The organism is Cellvibrio sp. KY-GH-1, from assembly GCF_008806975.1.
GTDB lineage: Bacteria > Pseudomonadota > Gammaproteobacteria > Pseudomonadales > Cellvibrionaceae > Cellvibrio.
Map to the genome: position 1 here is coordinate 5,347,680 of NZ_CP031728.1, position 14,400 is coordinate 5,362,079.

Here is a 14,400-nt window from a genome sequence, read left to right on the forward strand (position 1 = left end):
AATGGGGGGGTGTTTAACAGGACTTATCATGATCAAAAAACCTGAATTCACGCGCGCCGATGTAGAAATTATTCGTCGTGAAGAAATGTATAAGCGTTTTTTTCGTGTTGAAAAAATTTTTCTTCGCCACAAATTATTTAACGGTGATTGGGGTAAAGAAATTGGGCGCGAATTATTTGTGCGTGGTGAAGCGGTCGCCGTGGTGCTTTATGATCCAGCGCGCGATTCAATCGGTCTGGTCGAACAATTTCGTGTGGGAGCATTGGACGAGCCTAATGGACCCTGGTGCTACGAAGTGGTCGCGGGTATGCTGGAGGAAGGGGAATCACCGGAGGATGTGGCGAGGCGCGAGCTAAAAGAAGAAGCAAATATTGAGCCCTATGCGTTGGAGTACATTTGCAATTATTTATCTAGCCCCGGCGGTTGTGACGAAAAATTGCATCTTTATTGCGGATTGTGCGATTTAAGTCAAGCTGGTGGTGTTTACGGATTGCCGGAAGAGGGCGAAGATATTCGTGTGCACGTATTTATGGCGGACGAAGTGTTCGCCGAGTTATTACAAGGAAAATTTAATAACGCCGCAGCGCTCATTTGTTTGCAATGGCTACAGTTAAATCGTAGCCGCTTACGCGCTACTTTGTAATAATTTTTTTCACCCATTGACTTGGGGATGAGTCTGGCTGACACTCTTGCTCAAGCACTAATTATTCGCTGTGTATATTTAGGGCGTTACATTACTATTACGAGCCCGATTTTTTTAGCCAGCCTTATGGGTATCTATGTTTACATTGCGTGTTAAGAAACCTCAACCTGATTACGTGACTTATAAAGAGCGTTATAAGGTGGATTTGCCGTTGCAAATGGCGGAGTGTGAGGCGAATTACATGCGTTTGACCAAGCTGGTTGCTGATAAATCCCGGAATGAATTTCGTTTTATCGTGGCTCGTGGCGATCACCAATGGCTGCATTTATTGCGTGTTCTAGAGCGCTCGCCTTACACCACTACCCTGGAGTTGAGTCGTACCTGTGTGGGTATCAGCTCAGAGTGGTTGGCGATGCCGAAATTAACCCTGCGGATGTATCACGACGCCAAACTGGCTGAAGTTTTGGCATGGGAGGGGCATAAGCGATTGCGGCCCCGTTATGAGTACCCCAACCAATCTATGTACCAGAGCGACGAAAAATACCAACTCAACCGCTTTTTGGGGGAGTGGTTAAATCTGTGCCTTGAGCAGGCGTTTACTCCCGACACCAGTTTTCAATTCTGATATTGCTGGTAGTTCTATCTCCTTCACAAAATTTACATCTTTTAACGTAGAAACCTATGTTTTCGCTGGGCTCAGGCTGGCGAAAACCCGGGTTAGCGTATATCTTGCGAATGATATTTATCCATTCTGACATCACAGTCCACATGAGTCAGGATGGAAGCCCGCCATTAATAACTAAAATATATCAACCAGACTTAAACAAACCGGGAATGAGAACTACCAGTGCGTCTGATTCAGATCACCGATTGCCATCTGGGACCACAGCAAAGTGAGACCCTGCTGGGACTAAACACCGACCAAAGCCTTGAGGATGTGCTTCAGCTGATCCAACAGGCGGAAGCTTCCTTTGATCATTTACTTTGTACGGGTGACGTTGCCAGTGCCGGTCACATCGATTGCTATACCCGCTACGAGCGAATTGTTCGGCGCTATTTTTCCCAGCCACTTAGTTGGCTGGCTGGTAATCATGATGATGCCGATATTATGGAATCCAGCCAGGATGCACTGAAGATTCAAGGGCGGTTGGTGGAGCTGGGAAAGTGGTTGGTAGTATTGCTGGATTCCAGTGTTCCAGGCCAGGTCTACGGTCAATTGGCGGCCAGCGAACTGGATTATTTGGAACATATTCTGACGGCACATCCTGATAAAAACATTATTGTCTCCCTGCATCATCAACCAGTCCCGGTTGGCAGCGTATGGATTGATCAATATGTAGTGCGCAATGCGGATGCTTTTTTCCAGCTTACTGACGCGCATCCCAACGTAAAAATTATTACCTGGGGTCATGTTCATCAGGAATTTCGTGCTCTGCGTAACGGGGTAGAGCTGTTAGCTACACCGTCAACCTGTGTGCAATTCAAACCATTGTGTGAAGATTTTACGGTAGATACCCTGATGCCAGGATACCGTTGGTTTGAGCTGAATGATGACGGCAGTTTTGCTACAGGTGTTGCACGGGTCACCGGAAAAAACTACGTAATTGATTACAAATCGGCTGGTTATTAAATCGACCCATGGCCGCATTGCTGTATATCCACGGTTTCCTCAGTTCTCCCTTCTCGTTTAAAGCCCGCCAAACCGGCGAGTGGCTAATCACAACTTACCCCGGGATCGACTTTTACTGCCCTCAGCTCCCCCCATATCCCGCGCAGACCCAAGCCATTCTTGAGTCGTTGGTTGAACGCTTGTTGCCCCAACCGGTTTACCTGATGGGGAGTTCGCTGGGTGGCTTTTGGGCAACCTGGTTGGCGGAAAAATATAATCTGCGTGCCGTGTTGATTAACCCCGCGGTGAGCCCTCAGAATTTTATGCCGGGTTATTTAGAGGTTGACCTGAAAAGTTATCACACGGATGATAGCTACCGTTTAAGCGCAGGTCACATCGACGAAATAATTGCCGTTGATGTACCGCCGACCCGCACCGCCAATTATTGGCTGCTCGTGCAAACAGGCGATGAAACCCTGGACTACCGTCTGGCCGTACAAAAATACGCCGGTTGCAAACAAACGGTTGAAGAGGGTGGTGATCACGCCTTTCAGGGATTTGAGCGTTACCTGCCGAGTTGCATCGATTTTTTTCAACGCACAGATTGTTGATGCGCAGTTTGTAAATTCACGATTATTTATTTCACCGTTCTTTATCTAACAAAGAAAGCAATTAAAAAATGGCTAATTATTCCGCAGAAGATATTGAAGTACTCACGGGATTAGACCCCGTTAAAAAGCGCCCGGGCATGTATACCGAAACCACACGCCCCAATCACCTGGCTCAGGAAATTATCGATAACTCGGTGGATGAAGCGCTGGCCGGCCATGCGAAATCTATCGACGTCATTTTGCACAAAGACCATTCCATCACGGTGATTGACGATGGCCGTGGTATGCCGGTGGATATTCACCCCGAGCAGGGCAAACCCGGTGTGGAAGTTATTTTGTGTACGCTCCATGCGGGTGGAAAATTCTCCAACAAAAATTACCAATTTTCCGGTGGTTTACACGGTGTAGGTGTGTCCGTCGTAAACGCGTTGTCAGAAAAATTAATTGTGACTGTTAAGCGCGATGGCAATGTTTACCAGATGGGTTTTTCCAACGGCGATAAAGCCAGCGATTTGGAAATTATTGATACTTGCCCCAAACGCCAAACGGGGACCAGCGTTCATTTTTTACCAAACCCGCAATATTTTGATTCCAACAAATTTTCGGTCAGCCGTTTGCGCCATGTGCTGCGCGCAAAAGCAGTCTTGTGCCCTGGCCTGACCGTTACCTTTGTGGATGAGCAAACGGGTGAGAAGGATGTTTGGTATTACGAAGACGGTTTAAAAGATTATCTTGCCGGTGCTACCAAAGAATGGCTTACCTTGCCAGAACAACCTTTTGTGGGCGATTTTAGCGGTCAAACAGAAGCCGTTAGTTGGGCGGTGCAATGGTTGCCGGAAGGCGGTGAATTAATTCAGGAAAGTTACGTAAACCTGATTCCCACCGCGCAGGGTGGAACTCATGTGAATGGCTTGCGCACTGGCTTGCTGGATGCGCTGCGCGATTATTGTGAATTCCGCAATTTAATTCCGCGCGGCATTAAACTCGCACCGGAAGATTTGTGGAATGCGTGTTGTTATGTGCTCTCCTACAAACACGCTGACCCACAATTTTCTGGTCAGACCAAAGAGCGGTTAACCTCGCGTGAAGCCGCCGCGTTTGTCTCCGGCATCACCAAAGATGCGTTTGCGCTCTGGCTAAACCAACACACTGAAGACGGTGACAAACTCGCTGAATTTTGTATTAGCAACGCGCAGAAACGCGTGCGCGCGAGTAAAAAAATTGAACGTAAACGGGTTACCCAGGGGCCTGCATTACCCGGTAAATTGGCCGACTGTTCCAGTGGTGATCCGGCGCGCAGTGAACTGTTTTTGGTGGAAGGGGATTCCGCAGGTGGTTCGGCAAAGCAAGCACGCGATCGCGAATTCCAGGCGATTATGCCGCTGCGCGGAAAAATCCTGAATACCTGGGAGGTCGACTCGTCGGAAATTCTGGCGAGCCAGGAAGTTCACGATATTTCGGTTGCTATCGGTATGGACCCGGGCAGTGAGGATCTGAGTGAATTGCGCTACCACAAGATTTGCATTCTCGCCGACGCCGACTCGGATGGTTTGCACATCGCAACTTTATTGTGTGCGCTCTTTGTAAAACATTTTCCTGTGCTGGTGCGCAATGGCCATGTTTTTGTTGCTATGCCGCCACTCTATCGTATCGACATCGGCAAAGAAGTTTATTACGCCCTTGATGAAGGTGAGAAAAACGGTGTGCTAAATCGCATTGCAGCGGAAAATAAAAAAGGCAAACCCAATGTGCAGCGCTTTAAAGGTTTGGGTGAAATGAACCCTTTACAATTGCGCGAAACCACCATGGCGCGCGACACACGTCGTCTGGTACAGCTTACCATTGAAGAAGGCGATGAAACTCTGCAAGTGATGGATATGATGCTCGCCAAGAAAAGGGCGAGTGATCGCAAAAATTGGTTGGAAGAAAAAGGTAATTTAGCGGAAATTGCGGTGTAAATGCTCAAGCGCTATTGGGTAGCGGTGAGTAATGCTACCTGATGGCCACTGAAAATAAAAAGAGCCACCGGAGTGGCTCATATTGGATGGACTAACCAATGCGTTCGTCCCTGAGTAACACTTACATCCTAGTAGGTGTATTTCACATCCAAGCTAAAGCTGGTTCCTACCTGTTGTTTTAAAATGTCGACGCTCTCGCCGTTAGAATTAACCTGTTCAAACACGCGCTCCTCGTTGAGGATATTGCCGAGTTTTATTTTGGTGGTGACGTTATCCGTCGCATACCAGGAGTAGGTTAAATCCAGCGAGTTAAACGGTTGCTCGTAGGCATCTTGATGGGTGCCTATGTTGCGCGCGGCAAAGAACAGACGCTCACCAAACAGGTTATACACCAGCGATGCACTATGTTGTCCATCTTCCGAGTCAAAACCCAATTGCGCGTTAAGTACATATTCGGATTGACCAGTCATTGGGCGGGTGCTGTTGGTGTAACCCTGGCCTTCGGGTGAAACAATTTCTGATTCACTCAGCGTCAGGTTGGATGAGGCGAAGAAACCTGCGCCGAGATCGCGCAATATTTCCATTTCCAAACCGTAGATTTCACCACTCAGAGAATTTTCGAAGGTGAGAATTACATCGTCATCCGAACCAGGCAAGCGAGTACTTTCGATGGGATTGGCAATGTCTTTGTAAAATAACGTGGCAGTAAAGTTATTGCCGCTATCAAAGAACCATTCCGCGCGCAGATCGTAATGCGTTAATTCAGAAAATTCCAAGCGCGAATTTCCTTTTACTTTCATACCCAATTCAGTGTCGATATAAACTACGTCCGACATTTCACGCAGGTCAGGGCGCACGACAGTTTCACTGGCGCTCAGCCGAACCTGAAAGGCTTCGGTATTCATAAAGCCTTCGTTCATGTAAGTGATGGCAAGTGATGGATACCAATCTTCTTGCGCGAAACCGTAGCGTTGATCCGGGTTGTTGGCAATATCATCAATGATTTTTACCAAGCTATTGCCGGTATAATCCAACAGATCTACGGGTAATAAACCTTGCTTGAACGTTTCTTTGCGTGCACCGCCGGTAATGCGCCAGGTCTCGTCCCAGTTCGCATCGAACATCCCGTAAGCACCCTCAATAATTTGTCCCGCAACATAGCTTTCGGTGCCGAACCCACCGCCGACACTCAAGTCAAAATTATTATTGAGATCGGTGGTGCGATTGCTGTTGAGCACGTCATTTACATTGCCACTGAGCACGCTACTTTGGTTGCCGCCGGCATCAATATTGGCGGTATAGCCGTAATACTCACGCGACTTTTCGTTGTAATTGAATCCACCGGAGAGTGTTAATTCCAACCGATCAAACATCAGTGGCACTTTCGCATTCCAGCCATTGCTAATTACACTGTCTTCGAGATTGAGAAATTCAAAGCTGGCCATAGCCGCGCGCGGCGATAATTGTGTACTGATAAATGCACCACTGGTTGGATCGACGGTGTTGTCCCCGGCAACGGTGGTGTGGTTGGGTACGTCAGTTTTAACCGTAGAATCAGAATAAAACCAATCAAACACCAGTGTGTCCAGCCAGTCGTTATTCAATTGATCAAGTTTGTGTTCACCGGTAAGTTGGCCCACTTCCAATTCGCGGTTTTCCATGCGCGTATCGTAGAACACGTATTCACTGCCTTCGGCGAGTGTGTAGTTGCTGCCATTGAATCCGGTTTTAATACGCGCTTCATCGTGAATGTTTTCGATGTGATACACGCTGGCTTGCAGCTTGTGCATATCCTGGTAATCAAGGCCCAGATTGGTAGAAATTACCTGACGGGTTTCTTCACTGGTGCGTTCGGTTTTGGAATAGCGATCTTCTGGAGAGCCGATGTCGCGACGTTCCTGGTCTTTGTTGCGCCATTTGGTGTCCTGACCGAAGTTGACCACGGCACCCAGGGAAATGTCATCATTTAAATCCCAGCTATTTCCTAACGCCAAGCTTCCGGAAAAATCTACAGGTAAGGACTTTTTGTAAATTTCTACATCGCGATTTAATGATAATAATAAATCGCGATTGGTTTGCGTCGCGAAGGCATCGCGTTCAGCGTTGGTGACAGTCGGGTTTGCACGTTTGTAAAAATCACCAATGCGTTGTTCGCTCAAGTTGCCTTGATAGGTATTTAATGCTTCGCGCATTTGTGCTGGCATGTTGTGTTTTTCGCCGTGACTGGCGTGCGTTAATCCGTCATCACTTTCTGAGTTCATGCCTGAACCCATCGCGATGCTAAACACGAACTCGTCGGGTACGCCTTTAGTGCGAATATCAACTGCACCACCACCAAAGTTCGCCGCTAATTCTGGTGAATAGGCTTTTTGAACTTTTAATGATTCAACAATTGATGAGGGAATCAAATCGAGAGGCAGTACGTTGCGCGTCAATTCAGGCGATGGAACTGCGGCGCCATTTAATGTGGTGCTGGAGTAACGCTCACCGAGGCTGCGTACGTAAACGTATTTACCATCGAGTAGGGTTACGCCAGTGACACGGGTCAGGGCCACGGCAACGTTGGAGTCTCCGGTACGGGAGATTTGGTCGGAACTCATCAGGTCAGCGGCGAAGGCTTCTTCGAGCCGCTCGGTGACGACCGATTGTGCCGCACTTTGTTGACGCCCCGTAACGAGCATCTCTTCAATTACCGGTGCCTCTATTGCTAAACCAGAATCGGGAGCTTCCTGAGTTTCAGCTTCCTGGGCTGTGGCGATATTGCAAATACCCAATGAAGCGGCGGTGATGGCCAGAAAAAGCTGGCGTCGCTTGGTATTTAATCTTTGCATGGTAAAAACCTTGTTTAAACAGGCAATAGGGATGGCTTCTTAAGAAAGAGGCGCCCGGAGGCGCCTCTGTCGGGGGATCACAACGTGAAAGTGTGTGATCTCAATTAGAGGCCAAAAGTCCAGCCGGCTACCCAGTCATTCGCTTCAGATGCAGCGCCAATGTGGGTGGGGTTTACAAAGAAAGTGCTGGTTCCGGTTGCGGGTACTGCACCGGCTTGGAAGCTGTCAGCCAACTTGCTTACGTCTAACAGGGCAATGGTCACCGGAGCAGTGGTGGCATCGGTGAGCGCAGCCAGGGTCAAGTAGGCTTTATCGTTGGTTGCGGAGCCTTTCAACACGTTCACTGGCAACTGGTTTGCGGCGGTGATCACGGTGTTGTTGCTGTTAGTGGTGTTGGCTAACCAGGCTGCGGTGGTAAAACCAGCGTTAGATGGGTCAACTTTTGATTGTGCTACACCTGCAGTACCAGCAAACAGGTTACTCTTGGCAACGGACCAACCGTCGTTAGCACCTTTGATGGTTTGTGGGCCTTCGGTGTCATTGAAGGTAAACAGCGCTTTGGAAGCCATGCCGCTAGCGTTAGAGGTTACTACGCTGTTGTAGAGTTCCACGAAGAAACCTTCGCGAATCAGCAGACCCAGAGAGTCGCCATCGGGTGACGGAGTAGTTCCCTGATTTTTCACCACGTTGTTGGTAACGCAAGTCAGGTTGGAGATGCGCACTTTGGTCAGCGGCGCAATGTCGTCAGCGCGGCCCACGCCAGTGTTATCTGCTTCAACACAGTTGTTACCACCTACGCCGGTTGGGTGAACTGACAATGCAAATTGGATGTTGCCGGTGTAGCCATCGGTAAAGTCAAAACCATCATCAGAGGTGCCTACGGCGACGATGTGTTTTGCATTAACTGCGCCACCAAACCATTCGAAAGCGTCATCTTGAGCAGCGTAGGATTGAACGTAATCAATAATGGTTTTGGAGCCAACCGCATTCAGGGTAATCGCATTCAGCTCATTACCTTCTACTACCTTGTAGCCAGCGTGTTTAACGATAACGTATTTCAAGGTACCAGAACTTTCAGTGTTGTTATTGCCACCATAAGTACCTGGTAAGCCTTCAGAAGTAATGTGGCAGCCGTGCACGTTGGTTGGGGTAGGTTGACGCTGTGCGTCGGTACACTTGTTGGTTTTTCCGTTACCGTTAATTTGAATACCGCCCCACAGGCCGCGATCAGAAATAGTGGCGGTCTTATCGCGCAAATCTTTTACGCCAGAGAAAATGATCGGTTTGGCTTTGGTGCCTTCAGCGATGATTTTTGAGCCGCGCGCAATACGCACGTAATCTTCACCGCGTTCAAATGCGATTTTTGCACCAGCGGCAACGTTCAACGTTGCACCTTCACCTTCTTGTGGAATGCGCTTACCAGCAGCGGCAACGTTGCTATCCACATCTTCACCAATAAACAGTGCGCCTTGGAAAATATGCACGCCATTGTCAGCCAGTTCAGGAATAGACAGGCTCACTTTTAACTGTTTGGCACTGGAGGCGAAGCTAGTGTTGTACACACAGTTTTTGCCGTCTTGTGCACCTTGGAAAGTCTGACCATCTTGCTCGTACTTAGCGCAAGGATTGACTGCTGGAGTCGGGTTGGCCGGGTTGTTGATGGTGGTGTTGTTGGAGTCGGTGACGGAGTTACTTGGATTCAGGTTTACATCGCCACCGCCGCACGCCGCCAGTGCAGCAGCCATTACATTCAGCGCAAAAATATTTTTCAGTTTCATGAGGTCACTCTCTCAATTTCACAGGGGTAAAGGAAATGTGTGAACGCGCGGCTTTTTGTGATTTAGCTCTGCTTTCGCGTTGGTGGCGCTATATTTGATGACAAATGTGAAATTTGGACGACAGATTTGTGAAAGTTTTATTGCTAAAAAATGGCAGGAATGTGTCAGAAATGGGGTTGTTGCAATTTGTAACCAAGCGGGTTTAGCGGCGTAAAGATGGTTGTCGCTGCTCGATCCTTTCGTTAAAGTGGCACACCCGTTACCGAAGGTGACACCTATCTTTTGCCGCTGTTCAAGCGCTGTCGTGATTACAGGGATTCTATGAAACCTTTCCTTAAACCCTTTTCGTTTTGTCTTATCGTTGGTCTTGCTGCGCCGGTTTCTGTGCTGGCAGAGGATGAGCAGGCATCTGTAAATCCTGACCCTTGGCAAGGCTTTAACCGCGCCATGTTCAGTTTTAACGACACGTTGGATCGCTGGTTTTTAAAACCACTCGCCAAGGGCTATAAAGCCGTAATGCCCGATCCACTGGAAACGGGCGTGTCCAATATTTTTTCCAATGTGCTGGAAGTGCCCAATGTGATTAACGGGGTGCTGCAGGGGGACTTGAAAGGCGCTGGTCATGACACTGGGCGCTTGCTGGTGAATACGACCCTGGGGTTGGGCGGCTTGTTGGATGTTGCTCAATATATGAATTTGCCAGCGGACGAACGCGAAGATTTTGGCCAGACCCTGGCGGTATGGGGAGTAGGGCAGGGCCCTTATCTGGTGTTGCCATTGCTTGGGCCAAGTACGGTGCGAGATGGTCTGGGTAAACCGATCGATTGGTATACCGACCCTACCAACTATATCGACCATGTACCTACGGAGAATACGGTAAAGGGGATATCTCTGCTTAACACCCGCGCGCAGTTGTTGTCGTTGGAGAAAAACCTGACGGGTGACAAGTATGTGTTTATTCGCGATGTCTACCTGCAGCGCCGCGCTTACTTGATTAACAATGGTGCCGTTGAGGATGATTTTGGTACTGAGGATTTTAGCGAAGATGATTTCGAGTAATTTTGGGGGCGACTTATCTGCGAACGGCTACCCAGGGTAGCCGTTTTTATTTGGGGCAAATTAATCAGGCGAGAATCTGGATAATTTCCAGTCCTAATACATGCTCTCCTGAATCGCCTACCAGCGCGCGCACTACCTTGGCCTTGGCTCTCAGGGTAGGGCTATGGCCATGGCCGGATGAAACTTCTACCTCGGTTTCAGTCCCAATCGGCAGGGGTTGGTTGGTTTCAACTTGCAGCCCGCCTCCACTAAGATCAACACATAGGCCTTCAAGGGTCTCGGATGCAACTGCCAACCTGGCATTCAAAGGAGCGCCGATTTTCATCCGGATAAAATCGCGCTTTTCGCTGTAAGGCTTATCGTTAGTCCCCATAGCTTGTTCCTCAATTTATTGGTTGTTGTGATCGTTATTTGATGATGCCTGACCGGTTTAAAACTGTTCTGAGTGTAGCACAGGGGGTTGAGCCGTCATTGTGGTGGTGCTGCTTTCAATAGAACAAATGTTTATGGTCAAGCCTTCGACAGAGTCCGTTGTTGCAGACGAAAGGTGAAAAAAAACCGCGCAGTGCGCGGTTTTCCTGATATCCCACATGGGGGGCGATTAACGCTCCAGATATTGCAGCTTGCCCGGAACACCATCCCACTCAGCGTGATCGGCAGGGGCATCTTTGATCTCGGTAATGTTCGGCCAAACCTGCGCTAATTCCGCGTTTAACTCCAGGAATACCGCTTGATCATCCGGCAACTCGTCTTCAGAGAAAATGGCACCTACCGGGCATTCAGGTTCGCACAGGGCGCAATCAATACATTCATCCGGGTGAATCACCAGAAAATTGGGGCCTTCGTAAAAGCAATCTACGGGGCAAACTTCCACACAGTCAGTGTGTTTACATTTGATGCAATTTTCCCCAACTACAAACGTCATAGGAGACTCCCACAGGTAACAGAATTCAGTAATCGGTGTGCGTCGCCGCCTGGCGTTACGCAAGAAGCGCGCATTCTAAACAGCCAAGCCCGATTTGGGTAGGCTTTTTGCCGGGAATCAGCGCTGAAAATCGCTCAATTGCGTTTGAAAAAGCGCAATTGAGAATGGTTCTTTTTAAATAGAAATTTAATCGATAAACCATATTCAATTTACCGATGCATTTTTCCTGTTACTTGCCGCGCGCATAAAGATCTTTCAAGCGATACAGTTGTTCCAGCGCTTCGCGTGGCGATAAGTTGTCTGGATTGATTTTATGTAATGCGGCCAAAGCCGGATTCGGTAAAGTATCAAATAAACCGGATTGCGCCGGCGACTCTAACGGAGTTGCCGGTGCTTGCGTATTTAGCGGTGCTGCTGGCGCGGCAAGTTCCTCTACGAATTGTGCTTGCGGTAGCACCGCTGAAGATTTAATGGAGTGCGGATGCTCACCATTTTCCAATAGCTGTAATTGCTGGTGTGCCTCTGCTAATACCGCCGCAGGTATACCCGCCAGTTTTGCAACTTGCAAACCATAACTTTTACTGGCCGGACCTTCCTGTACTTTATGCAGGAACACAATATTGTCTTTGTGTTCGGTCGCATTCAAATGCACATTCACAATGCCGGGAACTGTTTCAGGCAGCGTGGTAATTTCAAAATAATGTGTTGCAAACAATGTAAAGGCGCGCACTTTTTCAGCGAGATGTTTTGCGCAGGCCCAGGCGAGTGACAAACCATCGAAGGTACTGGTGCCCCGACCAATCTCGTCCATTAACACCAAACTGCGTGCGGTGGCGTTGTGCAAAATGTTTGCTGTCTCGGTCATTTCCACCATAAAGGTCGAGCGACCACCGGCCAGATCATCCGCTGAACCAATACGCGTGAAAATACGATCCACAATTCCAATGTCGGCGGCCTGTGCGGGAACAAAGCTGCCAATGTGGGCCAGCAGAGTGATTAATGCCGCTTGCCGCATATAAGTCGATTTACCGCCCATGTTCGGGCCGGTAATGATTAGCATATGGCGTTGCGGATTAAATTCCAGGTCATTGGGTACAAAGGGAGCGCTAGTCACTTGCTCTACCACCGGGTGACGACCGCCGGTGATATGAATACCGGCGGCGAGCGATAACTTGGGTTTGCAAAAGCCCAGCGCATCCGCGCGCTCTGCCAGTGTGCCTATTACATCCAATTCTGAAACTGCCGCCGCGGAATCCTGCAGAGGAATTAATTGCGCATTTAAAATATCAATCAGTTCTTCGTAAAGGGCTTTCTCGCGCGCAAGTGCGCGGCTTTGCGCGGAGAGCGCTTTATCTTCAAATTCTTTCAATTCCGGCGTGATGTAGCGCTCGGCATTTTTGAGTGTCTGGCGACGAATATAATCGGCGGGTGCTTTTTCCGATTGAGCCGAGGTCAGCTCAATAAAATATCCATGCACGCGGTTGTAACCCACTTTTAGCGTTGGAATGCCGGTGCGCTCGCGCTCGCGTGTTTCCAGATCCAATAAATATTGTCCTGCATTGGTGCTGATGTTGCGCAGATCATCCAGCTCGGCGTCGTAGCCCTCTGCAATTACTCCGCCGTCGCGAATTACCACTGGCGGATTTTCAATAATCGCACGTGAGAGTAAATCGACCATTTCGGGAAAGGTAGAAATCTGCTTTGCCAGATTTTTTAACTGCGCTGATTTTTTGGTGGCTAATTCATTTTGTAATTCAGGGTAGGTTGCAATCGACATCAGTAGTCGAGACAAGTCGCGCGGGCGCGCCGAGCGCAATGCCAGACGACCCAAAATACGCTCCATATCGCCAACACGTTTTAAAATTCCGTGAAAAATTTCAAACGCATAATTTTGCTGTAACTCTGCAATAGCGTCCTGGCGGTTAATCAATAAGTCCAAATCACGCAGTGGACGGTTCAGCCAGCGACGCAGTAACCGGCTGCCCATGCTGGTGGCGGCGCGATTCAATACAGAAAACAATGTATGTTCATCACCACCGGTTAAATTGATATCCAGCTCCAGATTGCGGCGCGTTGCAGCGTCCATAATCACCGCTTCATCGCGATTTTCATGTGCCAGGCTGCGCACATGGGGCAGCGCGGTGCGCTGGGTTTCGCGCGCGTAACTTAATAGACAGCCAGCCGCGCAAATCGCCGTTTTTAAATGATCGCAACCAAAACCGGCGAGGTCTTTGGTGGCAAATTGCTGGATCAGCAAACGCTCGGCGGTTTCCAGATCAAATTCCCAGGGGCCGCGACGGCGCAAGCCTTTGCGATTTTCTGCCAATGCCGGTGTAGTGACGTGATCGCTAATCAGCAATTCGGCGGGGCTCAAACGCTGCAATTCGCCCAGCGCTGTTTCCAGTCCCTCCACTTCCAATACCAGGAAGCGACCGCTAGCCATATCTAATGAAGCAATACCAAAGGTTTCGCCCGATTGATGTAATGCAACCAACAGGTTATCGCGGCGCGAATCGAGCAGCGCTTCATCGCTCACCGTTCCTGGCGTCACTATGCGCATTACCTTGCGTTCAACGGGACCTTTGCTGGTCGCCGGGTCGCCAATTTGTTCGCAGATGGCGACCGAAACGCCGGCCTTTACCAGTTTGGCCAAATAGCCATCGGCTGCATGGAAAGGGATCCCGGCCATGGGGATGGGCTCGCCATTGGACTTGCCGCGTGCGGTCAGGGTCACATCCAGCAGTTCAGAGGCCTTTTTGGCATCGTCAAAAAACAGCTCGTAAAAGTCGCCCATGCGGTAAAACACCAGCTCATCTTTATGCTGTGCTTTTATGCGCAGGTACTGCTGCATCATGGGGGTGTGGCTGTCGTTGGCTTCGAGGGTGCTAGACATAGGGGGTAACCGGATCTGGAGCGAAATGAGCCGGCCATTTTACGGGAAATCGAGGGTGGGTAAAGGGTGGGTAATCGTCTAGATCGACATCTG

General features: G+C 49.2%; 11 protein-coding genes. 6 read left to right on the plus strand and 5 right to left on the minus strand.

Annotation, left to right across the window (positions count from 1 at the left end):
- Positions 1 to 28 precede the first annotated feature (28 nt).
- The 5 genes from D0C16_RS22480 (at position 29) to parE (ending at position 4,821) form a co-directional block, all read left to right on the plus strand.
- Positions 29 to 643 carry an NUDIX domain-containing protein gene (locus D0C16_RS22480; RefSeq protein WP_151034409.1) on the plus strand — a complete coding sequence of 205 codons (615 nt, stop codon included), beginning with the start codon at positions 29 to 31 and terminating at the stop codon, positions 641 to 643.
- Positions 644 to 779: 136 nt separating this feature from the next.
- A complete protein-coding gene (locus D0C16_RS22485; protein ID WP_151034410.1) occupies positions 780 to 1,268 on the plus strand; it encodes a DUF1249 domain-containing protein in 489 nt (162 codons plus the stop codon).
- Positions 1,269 to 1,490: 222 nt separating this feature from the next.
- The gene (gene cpdA, locus D0C16_RS22490; RefSeq protein ID WP_151034411.1) at positions 1,491 to 2,273 is read left to right on the plus strand and encodes a 3',5'-cyclic-AMP phosphodiesterase; all 783 of its coding nucleotides are present in this window, start codon (positions 1,491 to 1,493) and stop codon (positions 2,271 to 2,273) included.
- An 8-nt stretch (positions 2,274 to 2,281) separates the two neighbouring features.
- A complete protein-coding gene (locus D0C16_RS22495) occupies positions 2,282 to 2,863 on the plus strand; it encodes a YqiA/YcfP family alpha/beta fold hydrolase (RefSeq protein WP_151034412.1) in 582 nt (193 codons plus the stop codon).
- Positions 2,864 to 2,931: 68 nt separating this feature from the next.
- Complete coding sequence (gene parE, locus D0C16_RS22500) at positions 2,932 to 4,821, plus strand: DNA topoisomerase IV subunit B (RefSeq protein WP_151034413.1); 1,890 nt, start codon at positions 2,932 to 2,934, stop codon at positions 4,819 to 4,821.
- Between the two features lie 128 nt (positions 4,822 to 4,949).
- Here the strand turns inward: parE and D0C16_RS22505 are convergent, their stop codons facing one another.
- Positions 4,950 to 7,652 (minus strand): TonB-dependent receptor domain-containing protein, encoded by a 2,703-nt coding sequence (locus tag D0C16_RS22505; protein ID WP_151034414.1) that lies wholly within the window; start codon positions 7,650 to 7,652, stop codon positions 4,950 to 4,952.
- Between the two features lie 104 nt (positions 7,653 to 7,756).
- Positions 7,757 to 9,430 carry a hypothetical protein gene (locus tag D0C16_RS22510; RefSeq protein ID WP_151034415.1) on the minus strand — a complete coding sequence of 558 codons (1,674 nt, stop codon included), beginning with the start codon at positions 9,428 to 9,430 and terminating at the stop codon, positions 7,757 to 7,759.
- Positions 9,431 to 9,751: 321 nt separating this feature from the next.
- Between D0C16_RS22510 and D0C16_RS22515 the strand changes: the two genes are divergently transcribed.
- Positions 9,752 to 10,489 (plus strand): VacJ family lipoprotein, encoded by a 738-nt coding sequence (locus D0C16_RS22515; RefSeq protein ID WP_151034416.1) that lies wholly within the window; start codon positions 9,752 to 9,754, stop codon positions 10,487 to 10,489.
- A 64-nt stretch (positions 10,490 to 10,553) separates the two neighbouring features.
- Here D0C16_RS22515 and D0C16_RS22520 read toward each other — a convergent pair whose 3' ends face one another.
- The 3 genes from D0C16_RS22520 to mutS form a co-directional block, all read right to left on the minus strand.
- A complete protein-coding gene (locus D0C16_RS22520) occupies positions 10,554 to 10,862 on the minus strand; it encodes a PilZ domain-containing protein (protein ID WP_151034417.1) in 309 nt (102 codons plus the stop codon).
- A gap of 228 nt (positions 10,863 to 11,090) precedes the next feature.
- On the minus strand, positions 11,091 to 11,414 hold the full coding sequence (gene fdxA, locus D0C16_RS22525) for a ferredoxin FdxA (RefSeq protein ID WP_151034418.1): 324 nt from the start codon (positions 11,412 to 11,414) through the stop codon (positions 11,091 to 11,093).
- 229 nt (positions 11,415 to 11,643) lie between these two features.
- Positions 11,644 to 14,307: a DNA mismatch repair protein MutS gene (mutS, locus tag D0C16_RS22530; protein WP_151034419.1), complete on the minus strand. Its 2,664-nt coding sequence runs from the start codon at positions 14,305 to 14,307 to the stop codon at positions 11,644 to 11,646.
- Between the last annotated feature and the right edge of the window lie 93 nt (positions 14,308 to 14,400).

Coding starts and splice junctions, on each gene's coding strand:
- D0C16_RS22480 (WP_151034409.1), top strand. CDS start 29: ATGATCAAAAAACCTGAATTCACGCGCGCCGATGTAGAAATTATTCGT.
- D0C16_RS22485 (WP_151034410.1), top strand. CDS start 780: ATGTTTACATTGCGTGTTAAGAAACCTCAACCTGATTACGTGACTTAT.
- D0C16_RS22495 (WP_151034412.1), top strand. CDS start 2,282: ATGGCCGCATTGCTGTATATCCACGGTTTCCTCAGTTCTCCCTTCTCG.
- parE (WP_151034413.1), top strand. CDS start 2,932: ATGGCTAATTATTCCGCAGAAGATATTGAAGTACTCACGGGATTAGAC.
- D0C16_RS22505 (WP_151034414.1), bottom strand. CDS start 7,652: ATGCAAAGATTAAATACCAAGCGACGCCAGCTTTTTCTGGCCATCACC.
- D0C16_RS22510 (WP_151034415.1), bottom strand. CDS start 9,430: ATGAAACTGAAAAATATTTTTGCGCTGAATGTAATGGCTGCTGCACTG.
- D0C16_RS22515 (WP_151034416.1), top strand. CDS start 9,752: ATGAAACCTTTCCTTAAACCCTTTTCGTTTTGTCTTATCGTTGGTCTT.
- D0C16_RS22520 (WP_151034417.1), bottom strand. CDS start 10,862: ATGGGGACTAACGATAAGCCTTACAGCGAAAAGCGCGATTTTATCCGG.
- fdxA (WP_151034418.1), bottom strand. CDS start 11,414: ATGACGTTTGTAGTTGGGGAAAATTGCATCAAATGTAAACACACTGAC.
- mutS (WP_151034419.1), bottom strand. CDS start 14,307: ATGTCTAGCACCCTCGAAGCCAACGACAGCCACACCCCCATGATGCAG.